The following is a 15,966-nucleotide window of genomic DNA, read 5'->3' as shown; positions in this document are numbered from 1 at the left end:
TCTCTTCACCCGAAAGGCAATCCACAACAAACCGTAGCCGCTCGTCCATGATCCCAGTTTCTCGCCAAACCATCGCCGGTCCTCCCGGCGGACAAGAAAACTGTCACCCATGCTATCGGTCCATTCTGTTACCTATCTATCCGGTTCGGACACCGGGACCTTCTCCCCGTATAGTGACGGGGAGAAGGGACAAGGCTCAACCCTACAGCTTGCCGTTGCGCTGCTGGACCATCATGAAGGTATCGTAATTGTATTCGGCAACCTGCGCCCAGAGATAGTGCTCCTTGCGGAAGCCCTTGATCGATTCCCAGATCTTCTTGAAGGGCGCGTTCGAGGCTTCCATTTCGGCATAGACCTCGTTTGCCTTCTCGAAGCACGCGGTCATGATCTCCTGGCTGAACGGGCGCAGTTTGGCGCCGCCGGCCACCAGCCGCTTCACCGCCGGAGGGTTCACGTAGTCGTATTTCTGCAGCATGTTGGCATCGGCGGCCTGGGCGCATGTACGCAGCAGCGACTTGTAGGTCGGCGAAAGCTCTTCGTATTTCGCCTTGTTGAACATCAGGTGGACGGTCGGGCCGCCTTCCCACCAGCCGGGATAGTAGTAATAGGGCGCGACCTTGTAGAAGCCGAGCTTCTCGTCGTCATAGGGGCCGACCCACTCAGCGGCGTCGATGGTGCCCTTTTCCAGCGCCGGATAGATGTCGCCGCCGGCGATCTGCTGCGGCACGACGCCGAGCTTCTGCACCACTTTGCCGGCAAAGCCGCCGATACGCATCTTGAGGCCGGAGAGGTCGGCGACGGTTTTGATCTCCTTGCGGAACCAGCCACCCATCTGCACGCCGGTGTTGCCGCCCGGTAGGCCGAACAGACCTTGCGTGGCGAGGAACTCGTTGAACAGGTCTATGCCGCCGCCATGATAATGCCAGGCATTCATGCCGCGCGCATTGAGCGAAAAGGGCACGGCGGCACCCAGCGCCCATGTCGGATCCTTGCCCCAGTAGTAATATGCCACCGTGTGGCAGGCCTCGACCGTGCCGGCCGTGGTGGCGTCGGCGGCCTGCAGGCCAGGGACGAGCTCGCCGGCGGCAAAGACCTGGATCTGGAAATTGCCGTCAGTGGCTTCAGACAGCATCTTGGAGAACACTTCGGCGCCGCCATAGATGGTGTCGAGCGACTTCGGGAAGGACGACGCCAGCCGCCATGTCACCTTGGGGTTGGACTGGGCTATGGCCGGTGCGGCGAGCGTGGCCGCCGCTGCGGCTGCACCGACGCCGGTCACGCCGGCCTTGCGGATGAATGAACGACGATCCATGCAGTTCCTCCCTTTTGGATCAACAGACCGACGCCGGAGACATCCTCCGTACCCGCATCGGCTGGCGAAACAATACACAGGCAGGGGGTCGAGTCCAGCACGGCCACCGTATTTGGCGACGGGGCCATGGGGGCCTGCAACTATAGTCTAACAGTGGATTTCGTGGCCTATGCGACACGCTGAAACTTGGCATGGAAAAATGCCCTGACATCGCCTATTTTGAGGGCAGGACATTCCTTGCCAGATGGAAAACAGACCCAAAATGCAGCAGCCGCTCGTCGCCATATCGACCGACGTCCGTCAATTCGACAACTACACCTGGCATGCCGCGCCGCAACAATATCTGGAAGCGGCGATCGCGGGTGCCGGTGTTTTCCCCCTGCTCGTGCCCTCGTTCGGCGACCGGCTGGACTTCGACGAACTCCTGTCGTCGGTCGACGGCGTCATGCTCACCGGCTCGAAATCCAACGTCGACCCTTCGCTCTATGGCGGCGATGCCAGCGAAGCCAATGGCCCCTATGACACCGCGCGCGACTCCACGACGCTGCCGCTGATCCGCAAGGCGATCGAGCGCGGCGTGCCGCTGCTCGCCATCTGCCGCGGCATTCAGGAGCTGAACGTGGCGCTTGGCGGTACGCTGGGCACCGAGATCCAGGAGCGCGAGGGATCGCTGGACCACCGTGCGGCGATGAGCGACAAACAGGACGAGCGCTTCGCCATTCACCAGACCATTTCGATCAAGCCGGGCAGTTGCCTGGCCGGCGTGTTCGGTGCCGGCGACATCAAGGTCAATTCCTTGCATCGCCAGGCGATCGAGCGGCTGGGGTCGAAGCTCGAGATCGAGGCTGTCGCCACCGACGGCACGGTCGAGGCGGTTTCGGTCAAGGGCGCCCGTGCCTTCGCCGTCGGCGTCCAGTGGCATCCCGAATATTGGGTCAAGTCGGACAGCAATTCCGCCAAGATTTTCCGCGCCTTCGGCGATGCGGTGCGTTTGCACGCCGCTGCGAAAGCCGGCGCGCGGGCCGCGGCGGAGTAGTTCAGTCTCGCGGCTTCAAGTCACCATCCGCCGCGAGCGACAACAACGGTAGCGCCGGGGCATAGGATTCGTAGCCATCGCCGTCAGCCACGGCAAAGGTGACGATCGGATCGACGCCGTCGGCACTGAAGGCGACCGTTCCGTCGTTTTGCTGGCGCCAGAATTTCACCTGCTCGATGCCTGGCAGGAGCCGTTGGCAATTCGGCGCCACGGTCAACAGCGACAGGCCTCCGAGACCGAGGCGCCGCGCGTGACCGCGCAGGCCCCCTCGTCGCCATTGGCGACCAGCCTGTAGGTGTTGGACGGCGTAGCCTCTAGGGCGACGCTTTCGCCATTGCCGTCATGAAACAGTTGAACGCCGCCAACCAAGGCTGCGGCTGCGATTACCGCGGAAAGCGCCTTCATACTGATCTTCACCCATGCATACAGACAGGATGAAGAATGATTTCAAAGGGTTAAGCAGACGTTAATAAATATGGCAGCCCGACCGCTCAAGGGCGAGCCTTCACATTGACCGTCTCCGGCACCGGCGTCAGCGGGCGGCGCTCGGTGAACCAGGACACCAGATTGTCGACGCAGAGATCCGCCATGGCGCGGCGTGTGTGCTCCGAAGCCGAGCCGACATGCGGCAGCAGAGAGGTGTTTGGCAAGTCGAGCAACGCCTTGGGAACATTCGGCTCGTCGGCGAAGACATCGAGCCCGGCGGCGGCAATGGTGCCGTCGGCAAGGGCGGCCGCGAGGGCCGCTTCGTCGACCGTGCTGCCGCGGCCGATGTTGACGAAGACGCCGTTCGCGCCGAGTGCCGACAGGATCTCGGCATTGACCGCTTTCTGCGTCGAAGCTCCGCCGGGCGCCCCCGAAATCAGCGTATCGACCGCCTCGGCCAAGCCCTTCAACGTCGGATGGTACTGGTAGGCAAGGCCTTCGACACGACGCCGGTTGTGGTAAGCGACCGGCAGGCCGAAGGCCTCCAGCCGCCGGGCAATGGCCTGCCCGATGCGGCCCATGCCGAAAATGCCGACGCGGCGCGCGCGCAAGGTGAGCCGGCTCAGGCGATAGTTGCCCTTGCGCATCCAACTGCCGTCGCGCAGCCAGGTCTCGGCGCGCGGCAGGTCGCGCACCGTGTTGATGAGCAGCCCGATCGCGGTGTCGGCGACCTCCTCGGTCAGCACGTCGGGCGTGTTGGTGACCATGATGTTCTTCGCCGCCGCATGGCCGACATCGACGGAATCGTAGCCGACGCCGAAAGAAGCGATGAGTTCGAGATTTGGCAACGCATCCATCATCGCCGCGCTGATGCCGGCAAAGGAAGCGATGCCACGTACGGTGCGGCGCATCTCCTCGGTGACCAGCGCCGGATCGGTACGCTCGATGCCGACGCGCCTGAATGTCCGGTCGATGCGATCGGCGGCATGGCCGCTGAAATCCGCCGGCACCAGAATGGCAACGGCTTGCAGATCTTCGGCCCTGGTCATGCACGCTCCACCGGCTTGCCGGTCGACTGGCGCACATGCAGTTCCGGCTTGATCAATTCCTGCGAGGGTCGCACCGTCTGGCCGTTGAGCTTGTCGAGCAGCGCGCTGGCGGCGCGGCGGCCAACCTCGCGCTGGCCGTTCCAGACGGTGGTCAGCGCCGGCGTGGCGATCGCCGCCTCCTCGAGATCGTCATAGCCGGTGACGGAGATGTCGATGCCCGGCACGAGGCCGGCGCGCGCAATGCCGTTCATCAGGCCGATGGCGACGAGGTCGTTCCAGCAGCAGGCGGCGGTCGGCCTGTCCTTCAGCGCCAGGAATTGCCCCGCTGCCTCGAAACCCGCCTGCTTGGTGCGCGGACCGGCGATGCGCCAGGACGATCTGACTTCGAGCCCCGCCGCCTCCATGGCGTTGACATAGCCCTGGTAGCGATCGCGGCCGGTCGAGGTCTGGTCGGTGCCGCCGATCATGGCGATGCGCTTGTGGCCGAGCGAGATCAGATGGTTGGTGGCGAGGCCTGTTCCATAAGAGTCGTCGCCGCGAAACACCGGCACGTCGGCGCCCTCGACGGTGCGTGCGATCAGCACCGCCGGTAGGCCGTTCTCCTCAGCCATGACGATGTCGGACGCGGGCGTGCCGATGGCCGGTGACATGATGACGCCGTCGGCGCCGAGCTGCAGCAGCGTATCGATGAAGGTGCGCTGCTTTTCGAGCTGATCATAGTGATTGGACAGGATGAAGGTCTGCCGGCTGCGGTCGAGCTCGCTCTCGATCGAGCGCAGGATCTCGGCGAAGAACGGGTTCATGATGTCGTGCACGACGACACCGACAATGCCCGAGCGCGAGGTGCGCAGGCTGGCGGCGCGGCGGTTGTAGATATAGCCGATGGCGCGCGCATGTTCCTTGATGCGGTCGCGCGTCGAGCCGGCAACCAGCGGGCTGTCGCGCAGTGCCAGCGACACGGTGGCCGTGGACACGCCAAGCGCATCCGCGATCGTCGACAGCTTGATCTTCTGTGCCAGGCTTTCGCTCCCCGTCGTTTTTTAAACTGTTTAAGGGCGGCCTTATGCCATCGATCGGGGCCAAATCAAAGTTTTTTTGCCAGCGCCTCGGCCTCGACATCCGAGGCGGCGCGGCTGCGCAGCCGAAGCCGGTGTTCGCGATGGACGATGTAGAGGCCGCTGGCGACGATGATGGCGGCGCCGACCAGCGTCCAGCGGTCGGGGAACTGCTTGAAGACAAGCCAGCCGGAAATGATCATCCACACCATCTGCGAATAGGGATAGGGGGCGAGCGCCGTGGTCGTTGCCCGCCGATAGGCCTGGACCAGCAGCCAGTGGCCGACGCCGCCGAACACGCCAAGCATGAGCAGGACGAACCAGTGCCAGCCATCGTGCGGCAAGGAGAAGGAAAACGGCAGCATGGGCAACAGCAGCACCGCCGGCGCCAGCGCCGAGAACAGGACCAGGCTTTCCGAGGTCTCGGTGGCCGACATGCGGCGCGTCATGATGACATAGAAGCAGTTCGACAGCATCGAGCCGAGCGCGAAAAGATGTCCGATGCCGAAAACGCCGACACCTGGCCTCGTGATGATCAAAACCCCGGCGAAAGCGGCCAGAATCGCCAGCCACCGCCGCCAGCCGGCCCATTCGCCGAGCAGCGGGCCGGCAAGGGCGGTGATCACCATCGGCCCGAAGAAATAGATCGACGTCGTCTCGGCCAACTGCAGGGACCGCAGCGCCAGGACGTTGAACATGGTCGAGCCGAACAGGAAGGCGCCACGGATCACATGCGCCGGCAGGTTGACCGGGCGAAACCGCGCCGGCTCGCGCCAGCCCCGCAGCAGCGCCCCAACCAGCACGACATGCACGGCAAAGCGCACCCAGGCGACGATCAGGACGGAGACGCCGGCCAGGACGAGATATTTGCTTGAGGTGTCGAGGAAGGTGAAGAAGACATAGGTGGTCAGCATGCACAGGATCGCCACCGGCGGCGTCGCGCTTTCTGACTGTCTTTGGGAAGGATTCACGTGCAGGCCGGGGAAAAGCTGGGCTGGAGCCCACCTTTGCGGGAATTGTCGCTTGCCGGCAAGCCAATTGTCGCCCGCTGCCGCGCCTGGGGTCGCTGGTACAACAACAGCCGCCGCCAGGCTTAGTCCGCGGGCGCTATGTATGCATACGGGCGCCCTTGGTGATCTTGTCGACAACCTTCTTCTCGGCGCGCAGCGCGATGCCGACCACCTTGGCGTCTTCGGGCGCGAATTCGGCAAACACGGCGCGGTTGGCGGCGTCGAAGCCGGTGGAAAACATCTCCTCGACATAGAGCGAGGTCGTCACGCCGCGTTCCAGCACACGCCGGTGGATCGCACCGAGCGTCGCCTGGTCGGCCGAGAGCACGATAACCGGCTGGATCGACAGCGGATTGTAGAGATTGCCGGCGCGGTCGCGATAGGGCTCGCCGATGATGTCGGGGAATTGCGCGACGATGCCGCTGGTCAGGAAGGCGGTGACGTTGAGTTTCTGCCAGACGGGCAAGTCTTCTCGCAGTACGATTGCAAATTTCGTATCGAACATGACAAAATGGCCATTCGAGGTTAGGCCCCGATAGCGAGGCTGTGAAGGAGACGATGTCGCACGATCTAGGCAGCCAGGCCTTCGAGGGTCTTGGACGTTTGTGCGCAGATGCCGCTGAAAACTGCATCATCTCGGCTCCCGATCCCGCCGGGATGGAGCGCATCGAGGCCCGGTTTCACGGCAGCGCCTTCGATCCGCATCGCCACGACACCTATGCGATCGGGGTGACGCTGCGCGGCGTGCAGACCTTCCGCTATCGCGGCGCGGCACGGCTGAGCCTGCCTGGCCAGGTCATCGTGCTGCATCCCGACGAACTGCACGATGGCGGCGCGGGCACCGAGGAAGGCCTGTGCTACAGGATGCTCTATCTCGAGCCCTCACTGATGCTCGACTGCCTCGGCGGCACGGCGCTGCCGTTCGTCAGGGACGGGGTGGTGACGGACGATGCCTTCTGCGCGACGCTGCTTTCGGCGCTCGGGCCGTTGGAGCAGGAACTCGACGAGCTGTTCGTCGACGACTTCCTGGCGCAGCTGATGCAAAGCCTGGCCCGGCACGCCGGCCAGCCGGCAAAGCCGATAGCCGGGACGGCGCGGCGGGCGGCGACGCTGGCGCGTCAGTATCTGACGGAAAACCTCGACCGGCCCGTGCGTTCGGGTGAGTTGGAAGCCGTCACGGGTCTCGACCGCTATGCCCTGTCGAGACATTTCCGCGCGGCCTTCTCGACCAGTCCGCATCGTTTCCTAGTGATGCGCCGGCTTCAGCGCGCACGCAGGATGATCGCCGCCGGCGAGCCCTTGGCGCAGATCGCGATCGAAGCCGGCTTCAGCGACCAGAGCCACTTCAACAGGCAATTCAAGAAAGCGTTCGGCATGACACCGGGACGCTGGTCGTCCTTGATCCACGGAGCTGCCGCGGCAGCCTGATTGCCGAAGAGATCAGTCGTCCGACTCGGCGTCGTCGTCGATCAGCACCAGTTCCTCATTGGAGAGGTTGGCCTCGATGCGGGCGAGCAGCTTGAACAGCGCCTTCTGGTCCTTCTTGTCGAGGCCTTTCAACGCTTGCTTTTCGGTCTTCTTCACCGACTTCTCGATGGCGCGGATGGTTTCACGGCCGGTATCGGTGAGGAAGATATGCGCCTGGCGGGCATCGGATTCCGACGCGCGTTTTTCCAGAAAACCCTGCGCCTGCAGCCGGTTGATGGTCTTGGTGATGGTCGGCGGGCGCACGCCGAGACGCCCGGCGAGATTGCCCGGTGTCTGGCCGTCCTCACGGTCCAGCGCCAGCATGATCTGGTCCTGGCCGGCGTAGAAGCCATGTGCCAGGAGCCGTGCCGCCAGCGCGGTCCTTGCCAGCCTTGCCGCTGAATGCAGCCGGCTCATCGTTGCAGTCTTGTCCGCCTTGGCCATGGTCATCCCTCTTCGGCCGTACCGGTGCGCACAGCATAGACGCAGCCGGCCGGTTGGCAATCGACGATCGAAAGATTCCGGCATTCGAAACAGCTTTGCCGGCAAGCATTGCGGTGTCCGCCGTGGTGATGCCAGATGTTTATTTCAGTTAGATGACAAACTAGTTTGGCGGGGAACGGATTCGCTGCGGCTGCGATCCCACGACCGGCGGCCTCGGACAGGACGTCTCCTTGATCTTCCATTGCCGGGGGCGGCGACGGCTTTTCGCGGCCACGATATCAGGGCGAATCCCAGCCGGTCTTTTGGCCGATGGTTTGCCCGTGCAAAAACCCGGCGCACATCCTATATGGAACCGACAATCCCTTTTCGCGGCCTGGATTTCAGGGCCCAGTCATTTCGAGGCAAGCCATGAGCGACGCACAGACGCAGATTCCCGTAACCGTTCTCACCGGCTATCTCGGCGCCGGCAAGACTACGCTGCTCAACCGCATCCTGTCGGAGAACCACGGCAAACGCTACGCCGTCATCGTCAACGAATTCGGCGAGATCGGCATCGATAACGAGCTGATCGTGGAATCCGATGAGGAAATCTACGAGATGAACAATGGCTGCGTCTGCTGCACGGTGCGCGGCGACCTGATCCGCGTCGTCGAAGGCCTGATGCGGCGGCCCGGCCGCTTCGACGCCATCGTCGTCGAAACCACCGGGCTCGCCGATCCAGTGCCGGTGGCGCAGACCTTCTTCATGGACGACGACGTACGCTCCAAGACCAAGCTCGATGCAGTGGTGGCGCTGGTCGACGCCAAGCACCTGCCGCTGCGGCTCAAGGATTCCAAGGAAGCCGAGGACCAGATCGCCTTCGCTGACGTCGTCGTGCTTAACAAGACCGACCTCGTCACCCCCGAAGAACTCGCCAAGGTCGAGGCGACGATCCGCGCCATCAATCCGGCAGCCAGGATCCACCGCACGACACGCGCCGGCGTGGCGCTGTCGGAAGTGCTCGACCGCGGCGCCTTCGACCTGTCCAGGGCGCTGGAAAACGACCCGCATTTCCTCGAGGCGCATGACGACCATGATCACCATGACCACGATCATGATCATCACGACCATCATCATCACGACCACGATGGGCACGACCACCACCATCACGCGCATCCGTCCGATATCCATGACGTGACGGTGCAGTCGGTGTCGCTGCGCGGCGGCGAAATGGACCCGAAGAAATTCTTCCCGTGGATCGAGAAGATCACTCAGATGGAAGGCCCCAACATCCTGCGGCTGAAAGGCATCATCGCGCTCAAGGGCGATGACGAGCGCTATGTCATCCAGGGCGTGCACATGATCATCGAGGGCGACCACCAGCGGGCCTGGAAAGACGGCGAAAAGCATGAGAGCCGGCTGGTGTTCATCGGCCGCGAACTCGACGCCGAACGGCTGAAGAAGAGCTTTGACGCCTGCCAGGCATCGTAAAGTCGTATTGATGATCTTGAAGGGTTGATGTCGACTTCATGTACACATAGGATGTGTACATGAGTTTGAGGAGATTTCCGATGCCCAGGTCGGCAGACAATAAAACTGAGCGCTATCAAATCCGCATCGCGCCTGCGCAGAAGGCGATGATCGCGCGCGCTGCCGCACTGTCTCATCAGGACGTTACCGACTTCATTCTCAACAAGGTGGTTCCCGAAGCACAGGCGGTAATCGAAGCAGCCGAGGTTGCGAAAGTATCCGACCGCGATTTCACACGTATACTCGACCTGTTGGAGAACCCGCCGAAACCAAATGCCAAGCTCCGAGCGGCGATCGCGGCCTTGCCGGATACTCTGTGACACTTTCGTCCTGGCACGAGGAGCCGATCGCGAAACGCCATGATCGGGCCTCGTTCGATTGCGGCGATCCGCAGATGAACGATTTTCTGCGGCGGTACGCGCGGCAAAGCCACGAACAAAATGCCGCCAAGACCTTCTGTGCGATCGACGATGCGGCTTTGGAGCAGATCCTCGGCTTCTATACGATCGCACCTTCAGCCGTTGCTCATGAAGCCGTGCCCGAGGCGATGACGAGAGGTTTGGCGCGGCACGAGGTTTCCGGCTTCAAACTTGCCCGGCTGGCGACCGACCGCAGAGTCGCCGGACAGGGGCTCGGAAGTCAGCTGCTTGCCGCCGCGGCATTGCGCTGCTTGCGACTGGCCGGCGAAGGTGGCGGAATCCTGCTCATGATCGATGCCAAGAGCGAGCGGGCCGCAAGATGGTATGCCAGCTACGGAGCCGAGCGCCTCCAAGGATCGAATCTGACCCTGGTGATGCCATTGGCGACGTTCGCAACCGATCTGCGGGCGAAGGGGCTGCTTTGATGACAGCCTCTCGCACTTCGCTGATCCTCCGGTTGCCGGAACCGCAAACGTCGAGTAAGCCGCCTCTGTACTGTCATCTAGCTGAACAAAGATAATCATGCCCACTGTCGCCCCGCTCGATCTCGAAGGCCATTGCGTCGCCGCCGTCTTCCTTGGCGATGTGCCGCATTTCGCGCTGGCCGATGGCGCTATCCACCGGCTCGACAATGGCCACAAGACCGTGCAGGCCAATGATGGGCTGCTTGCGGCCTTCCATGACGCGGCAAACGACCGGCTGATCACCGGCGGCGAGGATGGCAAGGTGTTGGCCGTGAAAGCCGGCGGTGAGACCCGGGAGGTGGCGAGCGCCGGCAAGAAATGGATCACCAGCGTTGCCGCCGGGCCGCAAGGCGCCATCGCCTATGCCACGGGCAAGACGGCCTTCGTGCGCTTCGCCGATGGCAAGATCCGGGAATTTGCCCATCCGCGCTCGGTCGAGGGGCTGGCCTTCTCGCCCAAGGGCATGCGCTTCGGCGTCGCCCGCTACAATGGCGCGACGCTGCATTTCCCGGCCGCCGAAGGCAAGCCGGTGGAACTCGAATGGGCCGGCGCGCACACCGGCATCACCTTCTCGCCGGACGGCGCCTTTCTGGTCACCACCATGCAGGAAAACGCCCTGCATGGCTGGAAGCTCGCCGACGGCAAGCACATGCGCATGAGCGGCTATCCCGGCAAGGTCAAAAGCCTGTCGTGGAGCGTCAAAGGCAAGTGGCTGGCCAGTTCCGGCGCGCCGGCGGCGATCGTCTGGCCGTTTTCGGCCAAGGACGGGCCGATGGGCAAGGCGCCGCTGGAACTCGGCACGCGCGGCAACACCATGGTGACGGCGGTTGCTTGCCACCCGAGCCAGGATGTCGTCGCCGTCGGCTATGATGACGGCATGGTTATGGCCGTGCGCTTTTCCGACGCCAAGGAAGTGCTTTTGCGGCGCCCGGGCAAGGGCGCCATCACCGCGATGATGTGGGACAAGGAAGAACGCCGCGTCGCCTTCGGCAGTGCCGCCGGCGACTGCGGCGTCATCGACATCACTGCCTAGTTTCGAACCAGCGGATTACTCGGCGCCGCAGGAAACCTTGCCGGTCAGATCGACCGGCTTGCCATCGCTGTCCTTGTCGGCCGTGCTGTCATAGACGGCGAGCTTGTAGTTTCCATCATAGACGCCTTCGTCGCTGGCCTTGGTCAGGATCGTCAGTTCGACCGAACTGTAGGTCTTGGCCACCTCCTGCTCGCGGTAGATGTTCAGCCGCAGTTCCTTGTTGTCCAGCCAGTACTGGGTGAGGTTGGAGTTCTCAAAAATGGTCTTTCGCAGCTGATCGCCGGCGGGCCTTGCCTTGATTTCGAGATCACCGCGAAAATTGAAGGTCGGGCCGCCCATCCCGGTGGTGACGCCGGCATCGACCTGGAATTTGACCAGTGGATCATCGACGGAGCACCAGATGCCGCCGGTGGCGAACGCCGTGCCGGCCGACAGGAACAGTATCGTCACGCAGATGATCGTCCGCATTTCCCTTGCCCAATTGCCGTCCACATTGGCGCCGACTTCGCACGGAGCGTCAAGCGCCGCCGGCAAGGGCTGAGCCAATGCAGAACAGACGCACGGCCAATTGCCGTTGCGGAGGTGGATTGGCTAAGAGGAATGAGCCAGAGGGGTTTTCATGCACAGCAGCGATAGTTCAAAGACCATCGGCGGAATCAGCCGCGACCGCATCGCGCACTTGCGTGAGACGGAAGGGGCTGCCTTCCGCAAGGCGCGGCCGAAATCGCAGGCCAAGGTCGGCAACGGCCTGCCCGGCTTCTTCGGCGGCGTACCAATGCACTGGATGAATGACTGGCCGACGCCGTTTCCGATCCTGGTGGACAGCGCCAGGGGCGCCACGATCACCGACGTGGACGGCAACAGGCTCGACGATTTCTGCCTCGGCGACACCGGCTCGATGTTCGGCCACTCGCCGCCGGCAGTGGCACGCGCCATTCGCCGCCAGGCCGGGCGCGGCCTGACCTATATGCTGCCATCCGAAGATGCGCTGGCCATCGGACCGCTGCTGCAGCAGCGCTTCGGCCTGCCGTTCTGGCAGATCGCGACGACGGCGACCGACGCCAACCGCTTCGCGCTGCGCGTCGCCCGCGCCATCACTGGACGAGAGAAAATCCTGGTCTTCAATGGCTGCTATCACGGCTCGGTGGACGAGACGATGGTGCGGCTGATCGACGGTATCCAGGTCAACCGGCCAGGACTGGCGGGCGAATTCCGCGACCTGACCCGCACGGCCAAGGTCATCGAGTTCAACGATGTCTCCGCACTGGAAGCCGCGCTCAACGACAGGGATGTCGCTTGCGTCATCGCCGAACCGGTGCTGACCAATTCCTGCATGGTGCTTGCCGATCCCGGCTACCACGAGGCGCTGCGACAGTTGACCCGTGCTGCCGGCACGCTGCTTTTGATCGACGAGACGCATACGATCTCGACCGGCCCGGGCGGTTACACCAGGAAATATGGGCTGGAGCCGGACTTGTTCGTTCTGGGCAAGCCGATTGCCGGCGGCGTGCCGGCGAGCGTCTGGGGCATGAGCGATGAAGTCGCTTCGCGCTATGCCGACTACAACAGGACGAAAGAGCCTGGCTATTCCGGCATGGGCACGACGCTGTCGGCCAACCCGCTGCAGTTCGCCGCCATGCGCGCCACGCTCGAGGAGGTGATGACGCAGGAGAATTACGACCGCATGGATCATCTGGCGCGCCGGCTCGATGCCGGGCTGACCGGCGTGATCGACCGTTACCGCCTGCCCTGGCATGTCGCCCGTGTCGGGGCCCGTGTCGAGTTCATCTGCGCGCCCGGTCCGCTGCGCAATGGCGCCGAGGCGGAGGGTGCGCATGCGCCGGAACTCGAAGCCGCCATCCATGTCGCGCTGGTCAATCGCGGCGTGCTGATCGCACCCTTCCACAACATGATGCTGATCTCGCCGGCGACGTCAGGTGCCCAGGTCAACCGGCTGATCAGCGCCTTTGGCGCGGTTGCGGCAAAGCTTGCGGCATGAGACAAGCCCCTCAAGCCAACCCGAGTTCCATCATGACTTCACCTTCGGGCTCGACGCCCACCGAGGCGCAAGCCTTCCTCGACGCCCATCCCGAGATCGAGGCCTTCGATATCGTGCTGACCGACGCCAATGGCGTCGGGCGCGGCAAGATCGTGCGCCGGCATGAGCTGAAAAGCATTTTCGAAGGCGGCCGGCATATGCCGATCTCCATCCTCGGCCTCGACATCACCGGCGAGGATGTGCACGAAACCGGGCTGATCTGGGACAGCGGCGACGGCGATCTCCGGGCCTGGCCGATTCCCGGCACGCTGGTGCCGCTTTACGGTACGAACCCGCCGCGCGGCCAGGTGCTGATGGCTATGTATCATCTCGACGGCCAGCCAATGTCGTCGGACCCGCGGCTGGCGCTCGCCCGGCAGGTCGACATACTGGCTGCCAAGGGCCTCCATCCGGCCGGCGCCTTCGAACTCGAGTTTTTTCTGCTGGCCAATGAGCGTGATGCCGATGGCAAGGTGCAGCCGGCGCGCGCGGTGCTCGATGGCCGCGTCTCGGGCAAGACCGAAGTCTATTCCGTCGACCATCTGCATGGCATGGAGCCGCTGTTCTCCGACATTTACGCCGCCGCCAAGGCGCAAGGCATTCCGGCCGAGACGGTGATCTCGGAATATGCGCCTGGCCAGTACGAGCTGACGCTGAACTACCGCAAGGACGTGATGCGGGCGGCCGACGATCTGGTCATGCTGAAGCGGCTGGTGCGGGCGCAGGCGCGCCGTCACGGTGTCACCGCCTGCTTCATGGCCAAGCCGATCGAGAAATATGCCGGCTCCGGCATGCATTTCCACGTGTCGCTGCAGGACAAGGATGGCCGAAACGTCTTTTCGGAAGCCACCGGCGAGAACTGGTCGCTGCCGCTGCTGCGTGGCCTTGGCGGCCTGATCCAGACCATGGCGGAATCGATGCTCGTGTTTGCGCCGCACGCCAATTCCTGGCGCCGCTTCGTCTCGCAATCCTACGCACCGGTGGCGCCGACCTGGGGCGTCAACAACCGCTCGGTGGCGCTGCGCGTGCCGGCGGGCGATGCGAAAAACCGGCGCATCGAGCACCGGCCGTCCGGCGTCGACGCCAATCCCTATCTGATCGCCGCGACGGTGCTCGCCGGCATCGTCAAAGGCCTCGACGAAGGGCTCGATCCGGGCCCCGAAACGACCGGCAATGGCTATGAGGCTGCCGTCACCCGTACGACGATGCCAGCCGATTGGCGCGCGGCAATCGAAGCGGCCAGGGCGTCCAGTTTCCTAAAGGGCGCGCTCGGCGAGGACCTGCACCGCACCTTCGTTGCGATCAAGCAGTCCGAATACCTGCGTGTGGCCCGCACGGTCAGTGAACTGGACTATCACCTCTACCTGCACGAAGTCTGACGGCTGGGCGACCCGGCGGCGATCACTTTTTCGCCGTCACCATCAAATGAGATGGCGTGATGATCGATCAGAACATATCATGAACAGATGAGCGTTCTCACCATCCGTGAAAAACTGGCAATCCTGTCCGACGCCGCCAAGTACGATGCCTCCTGCGCCTCATCGGGCTCCGCAAAAAAGGATTCGCTGAAGTCCGGCGGCATCGGCTCCACCGAAGGCATGGGTATCTGCCACTCCTACGCGCCGGACGGCCGCTGCATTTCGCTGCTGAAAATCCTGCTGACCAATTTCTGCATCTACGACTGCAGCTATTGCATCAACCGCTCGTCGTCGAATGTCCGGCGCGCCCGCTTCGGCATCGACGAGGTGGTGAAGCTGACCATGGATTTCTACCGGCGCAATTATATCGAAGGCCTTTTCCTGTCCTCGGGCGTCATCCGCTCGCCTGATGAAACCATGGGGGAAATGGTCGAGGTGGCGCGGAGGCTGCGGCTGGAGGAAAAATTCTCCGGTTATATTCATCTCAAAACCATCCCCGAGAGTTCGGCGGACCTGGTGGAGAAGGCCGGGCTCTATGCGGACCGCTTGTCGATCAATATCGAATTGCCCACCGACGAGGGCGTGAAGAAGCTGGCGCCGGAAAAGAGGCCGGAGACAATCCGGCTCTCGATGGCCAACCTGCGCCGGAAGATGGAGGAGAAGGCCGAGCCGACGCTGCGGACCAAAAAGCGCGAACGCTTCGCGCCGGGCGGCCAGTCGACGCAGATGATCATCGGCGCGGACAAGACCTCCGACGACGGCATATTGCACACCAGCGCCCGGCTTTATGGCAGCTACCATCTGCGGCGCGTTTATTATTCCGCCTTCAGCCCGATCCCGGATTCGTCATCGTCCCTGCCCTTGCAGAAGCCGCCGCTGATGCGCGAACACCGGCTTTACCAGGCCGACTGGCTGATGCGGTTTTATGGCTTTTCACAGCCGGAAATCCTGGCTGGCAGCAGCGACGGCATGCTCGACCTTGCCGTCGATCCCAAGCTCGCCTGGGCACTGCGCAACAGGGGGCAGTTTCCCGTCGACATCAACCGCGCCGACCGTGAGACGCTGTTGCGAGTGCCCGGCCTCGGCACCAAGGTGGTGACGAAAATCCTGCAGACCCGCCGGCACCGGCGGATGCGGCTGGAAGATGTCGGGCGGCTCTGCCAGTCGATCGCCAAGCTACGGCCCTTCATCATCGCCGAAGGGTGGTCACCAGGCGCGCTGACCGACAAGGCCGGCCTGCGCGGCCAGATCGTGCAATCCTGCGAACAACTGGCGCTGTTTTGACC

Annotated in this window: 16 protein-coding genes and 1 pseudogene; 9 read left to right on the top strand and 8 right to left on the bottom strand. The window is 63.3% G+C overall.

The features are described 5' to 3' along the window. Positions 1-202: 202 nt before the first annotated feature. Positions 203-1,312, bottom strand: a complete 1,110-nt coding sequence (locus tag EN804_RS27210) for a TRAP transporter substrate-binding protein (RefSeq protein WP_127278183.1) — start codon at positions 1,310-1,312, stop codon at positions 203-205. A gap of 262 nt (positions 1,313-1,574) precedes the next feature. Between EN804_RS27210 and EN804_RS27205 the strand changes: the two genes are divergently transcribed. Continuing rightward, positions 1,575-2,348, top strand: a complete 774-nt coding sequence (locus EN804_RS27205) for a gamma-glutamyl-gamma-aminobutyrate hydrolase family protein (protein WP_135882814.1) — start codon at positions 1,575-1,577, stop codon at positions 2,346-2,348. A 1-nt stretch (position 2,349) separates the two neighbouring features. Here EN804_RS27205 and EN804_RS27200 read toward each other — a convergent pair. The 5 genes and pseudogenes from EN804_RS27200 to EN804_RS27180 all read right to left on the bottom strand — a co-directional run bounded on the left by EN804_RS27200 (position 2,350) and on the right by EN804_RS27180 (position 6,393). Further along, a pseudogene (locus tag EN804_RS27200) lies at positions 2,350-2,753 on the bottom strand (hypothetical protein). A gap of 86 nt (positions 2,754-2,839) precedes the next feature. Further along, entirely contained in the window at positions 2,840-3,823 is a 984-nt protein-coding gene (locus EN804_RS27195; RefSeq protein WP_135921756.1) for a 2-hydroxyacid dehydrogenase, read from the bottom strand. Then, a complete protein-coding gene (locus EN804_RS27190) occupies positions 3,820-4,842 on the bottom strand; it encodes a LacI family DNA-binding transcriptional regulator (protein ID WP_127278020.1) in 1,023 nt (340 codons plus the stop codon). Before EN804_RS27190 ends, EN804_RS27195 begins: the two co-directional genes overlap by 4 nt. 65 nt (positions 4,843-4,907) lie before the next feature. Next, positions 4,908-5,792, bottom strand: a complete 885-nt coding sequence (locus EN804_RS27185) for a DMT family transporter (protein ID WP_189524577.1) — start codon at positions 5,790-5,792, stop codon at positions 4,908-4,910. A gap of 193 nt (positions 5,793-5,985) precedes the next feature. After that, positions 5,986-6,393, bottom strand: a complete 408-nt coding sequence (locus EN804_RS27180) for a DUF2000 family protein (protein ID WP_127278018.1) — start codon at positions 6,391-6,393, stop codon at positions 5,986-5,988. A 53-nt stretch (positions 6,394-6,446) separates the two neighbouring features. On the opposite strand from EN804_RS27180, the gene EN804_RS27175 reads away from it, so the two are divergent. Next, positions 6,447-7,316, top strand: coding sequence for an AraC family transcriptional regulator (locus EN804_RS27175; RefSeq protein WP_135882811.1), 870 nt, complete (start codon positions 6,447-6,449; stop codon positions 7,314-7,316). Between the two features lie 12 nt (positions 7,317-7,328). Here EN804_RS27175 and EN804_RS27170 read toward each other — a convergent pair whose 3' ends face one another. Beyond that, on the bottom strand, positions 7,329-7,799 hold the full coding sequence (locus tag EN804_RS27170) for a MarR family winged helix-turn-helix transcriptional regulator (RefSeq protein WP_127278016.1): 471 nt from the start codon (positions 7,797-7,799) through the stop codon (positions 7,329-7,331). 408 nt (positions 7,800-8,207) lie between these two features. On the opposite strand from EN804_RS27170, the gene EN804_RS27165 reads away from it, so the two are divergent. The 4 genes from EN804_RS27165 to EN804_RS27150 all read left to right on the top strand — a co-directional run bounded on the left by EN804_RS27165 (position 8,208) and on the right by EN804_RS27150 (position 11,224). After that, positions 8,208-9,269, top strand: coding sequence for a GTP-binding protein (locus EN804_RS27165; protein ID WP_135862446.1), 1,062 nt, complete (start codon positions 8,208-8,210; stop codon positions 9,267-9,269). Positions 9,270-9,349: 80 nt separating this feature from the next. Next, complete coding sequence (locus EN804_RS27160) at positions 9,350-9,628, top strand: DUF1778 domain-containing protein (protein ID WP_027142795.1); 279 nt, start codon at positions 9,350-9,352, stop codon at positions 9,626-9,628. Next, complete coding sequence (locus EN804_RS27155; protein WP_135921755.1) at positions 9,625-10,152, top strand: GNAT family N-acetyltransferase; 528 nt, start codon at positions 9,625-9,627, stop codon at positions 10,150-10,152. The genes EN804_RS27160 and EN804_RS27155 overlap by 4 nt, the downstream gene beginning before the upstream one ends. A 97-nt stretch (positions 10,153-10,249) precedes the next feature. Next, the gene (locus EN804_RS27150) at positions 10,250-11,224 is read left to right on the top strand and encodes a WD40 repeat domain-containing protein (protein ID WP_135882809.1); all 975 of its coding nucleotides are present in this window, start codon (positions 10,250-10,252) and stop codon (positions 11,222-11,224) included. A 15-nt stretch (positions 11,225-11,239) separates the two neighbouring features. Here EN804_RS27150 and EN804_RS27145 read toward each other — a convergent pair whose 3' ends face one another. After that, on the bottom strand, positions 11,240-11,692 hold the full coding sequence (locus EN804_RS27145) for a hypothetical protein (RefSeq protein WP_135882808.1): 453 nt from the start codon (positions 11,690-11,692) through the stop codon (positions 11,240-11,242). Between the two features lie 151 nt (positions 11,693-11,843). On the opposite strand from EN804_RS27145, the gene EN804_RS27140 reads away from it, so the two are divergent. The 3 genes from EN804_RS27140 (at position 11,844) to EN804_RS27130 (ending at position 15,964) form a co-directional block, all read left to right on the top strand. Next, on the top strand, positions 11,844-13,223 hold the full coding sequence (locus tag EN804_RS27140; RefSeq protein WP_135882807.1) for an aspartate aminotransferase family protein: 1,380 nt from the start codon (positions 11,844-11,846) through the stop codon (positions 13,221-13,223). Between the two features lie 32 nt (positions 13,224-13,255). After that, positions 13,256-14,641 (top strand): glutamine synthetase family protein, encoded by a 1,386-nt coding sequence (locus EN804_RS27135; RefSeq protein ID WP_127278010.1) that lies wholly within the window; start codon positions 13,256-13,258, stop codon positions 14,639-14,641. A gap of 87 nt (positions 14,642-14,728) precedes the next feature. Continuing rightward, the gene (locus EN804_RS27130; RefSeq protein ID WP_135882806.1) at positions 14,729-15,964 is read left to right on the top strand and encodes a putative DNA modification/repair radical SAM protein; all 1,236 of its coding nucleotides are present in this window, start codon (positions 14,729-14,731) and stop codon (positions 15,962-15,964) included. The last annotated feature ends 2 nt before the right edge of the window (positions 15,965-15,966 follow it).

Source organism: Mesorhizobium sp. M8A.F.Ca.ET.161.01.1.1 (genome assembly GCF_004792105.1).
In the GTDB taxonomy this organism is placed as follows: Bacteria; Pseudomonadota; Alphaproteobacteria; order Rhizobiales; family Rhizobiaceae; genus Mesorhizobium.
This window is presented reverse-complemented; position numbering and strand designations above follow the sequence as displayed.

Excerpts from the sequence above, each read along its gene's own strand:
- EN804_RS27175 (WP_135882811.1), top strand. The coding sequence starts at position 6,447 with ATGTCGCACGATCTAGGCAGCCAGGCCTTCGAGGGTCTTGGACGTTTG.
- EN804_RS27165 (WP_135862446.1), top strand. The coding sequence starts at position 8,208 with ATGAGCGACGCACAGACGCAGATTCCCGTAACCGTTCTCACCGGCTAT.
- EN804_RS27130 (WP_135882806.1), top strand. The coding sequence starts at position 14,729 with ATGAGCGTTCTCACCATCCGTGAAAAACTGGCAATCCTGTCCGACGCC.
- EN804_RS27210 (WP_127278183.1), bottom strand. The coding sequence starts at position 1,312 with ATGGATCGTCGTTCATTCATCCGCAAGGCCGGCGTGACCGGCGTCGGT.
- EN804_RS27195 (WP_135921756.1), bottom strand. The coding sequence starts at position 3,823 with ATGACCAGGGCCGAAGATCTGCAAGCCGTTGCCATTCTGGTGCCGGCG.
- EN804_RS27140 (WP_135882807.1), top strand. The coding sequence starts at position 11,844 with ATGCACAGCAGCGATAGTTCAAAGACCATCGGCGGAATCAGCCGCGAC.
- EN804_RS27150 (WP_135882809.1), top strand. The coding sequence starts at position 10,250 with ATGCCCACTGTCGCCCCGCTCGATCTCGAAGGCCATTGCGTCGCCGCC.
- EN804_RS27145 (WP_135882808.1), bottom strand. The coding sequence starts at position 11,692 with ATGCGGACGATCATCTGCGTGACGATACTGTTCCTGTCGGCCGGCACG.
- EN804_RS27205 (WP_135882814.1), top strand. The coding sequence starts at position 1,575 with ATGCAGCAGCCGCTCGTCGCCATATCGACCGACGTCCGTCAATTCGAC.
- EN804_RS27160 (WP_027142795.1), top strand. The coding sequence starts at position 9,350 with ATGCCCAGGTCGGCAGACAATAAAACTGAGCGCTATCAAATCCGCATC.
- EN804_RS27135 (WP_127278010.1), top strand. The coding sequence starts at position 13,256 with ATGACTTCACCTTCGGGCTCGACGCCCACCGAGGCGCAAGCCTTCCTC.
- EN804_RS27180 (WP_127278018.1), bottom strand. The coding sequence starts at position 6,393 with ATGTTCGATACGAAATTTGCAATCGTACTGCGAGAAGACTTGCCCGTC.
- EN804_RS27185 (WP_189524577.1), bottom strand. The coding sequence starts at position 5,792 with ATGCTGACCACCTATGTCTTCTTCACCTTCCTCGACACCTCAAGCAAA.
- EN804_RS27170 (WP_127278016.1), bottom strand. The coding sequence starts at position 7,799 with ATGGCCAAGGCGGACAAGACTGCAACGATGAGCCGGCTGCATTCAGCG.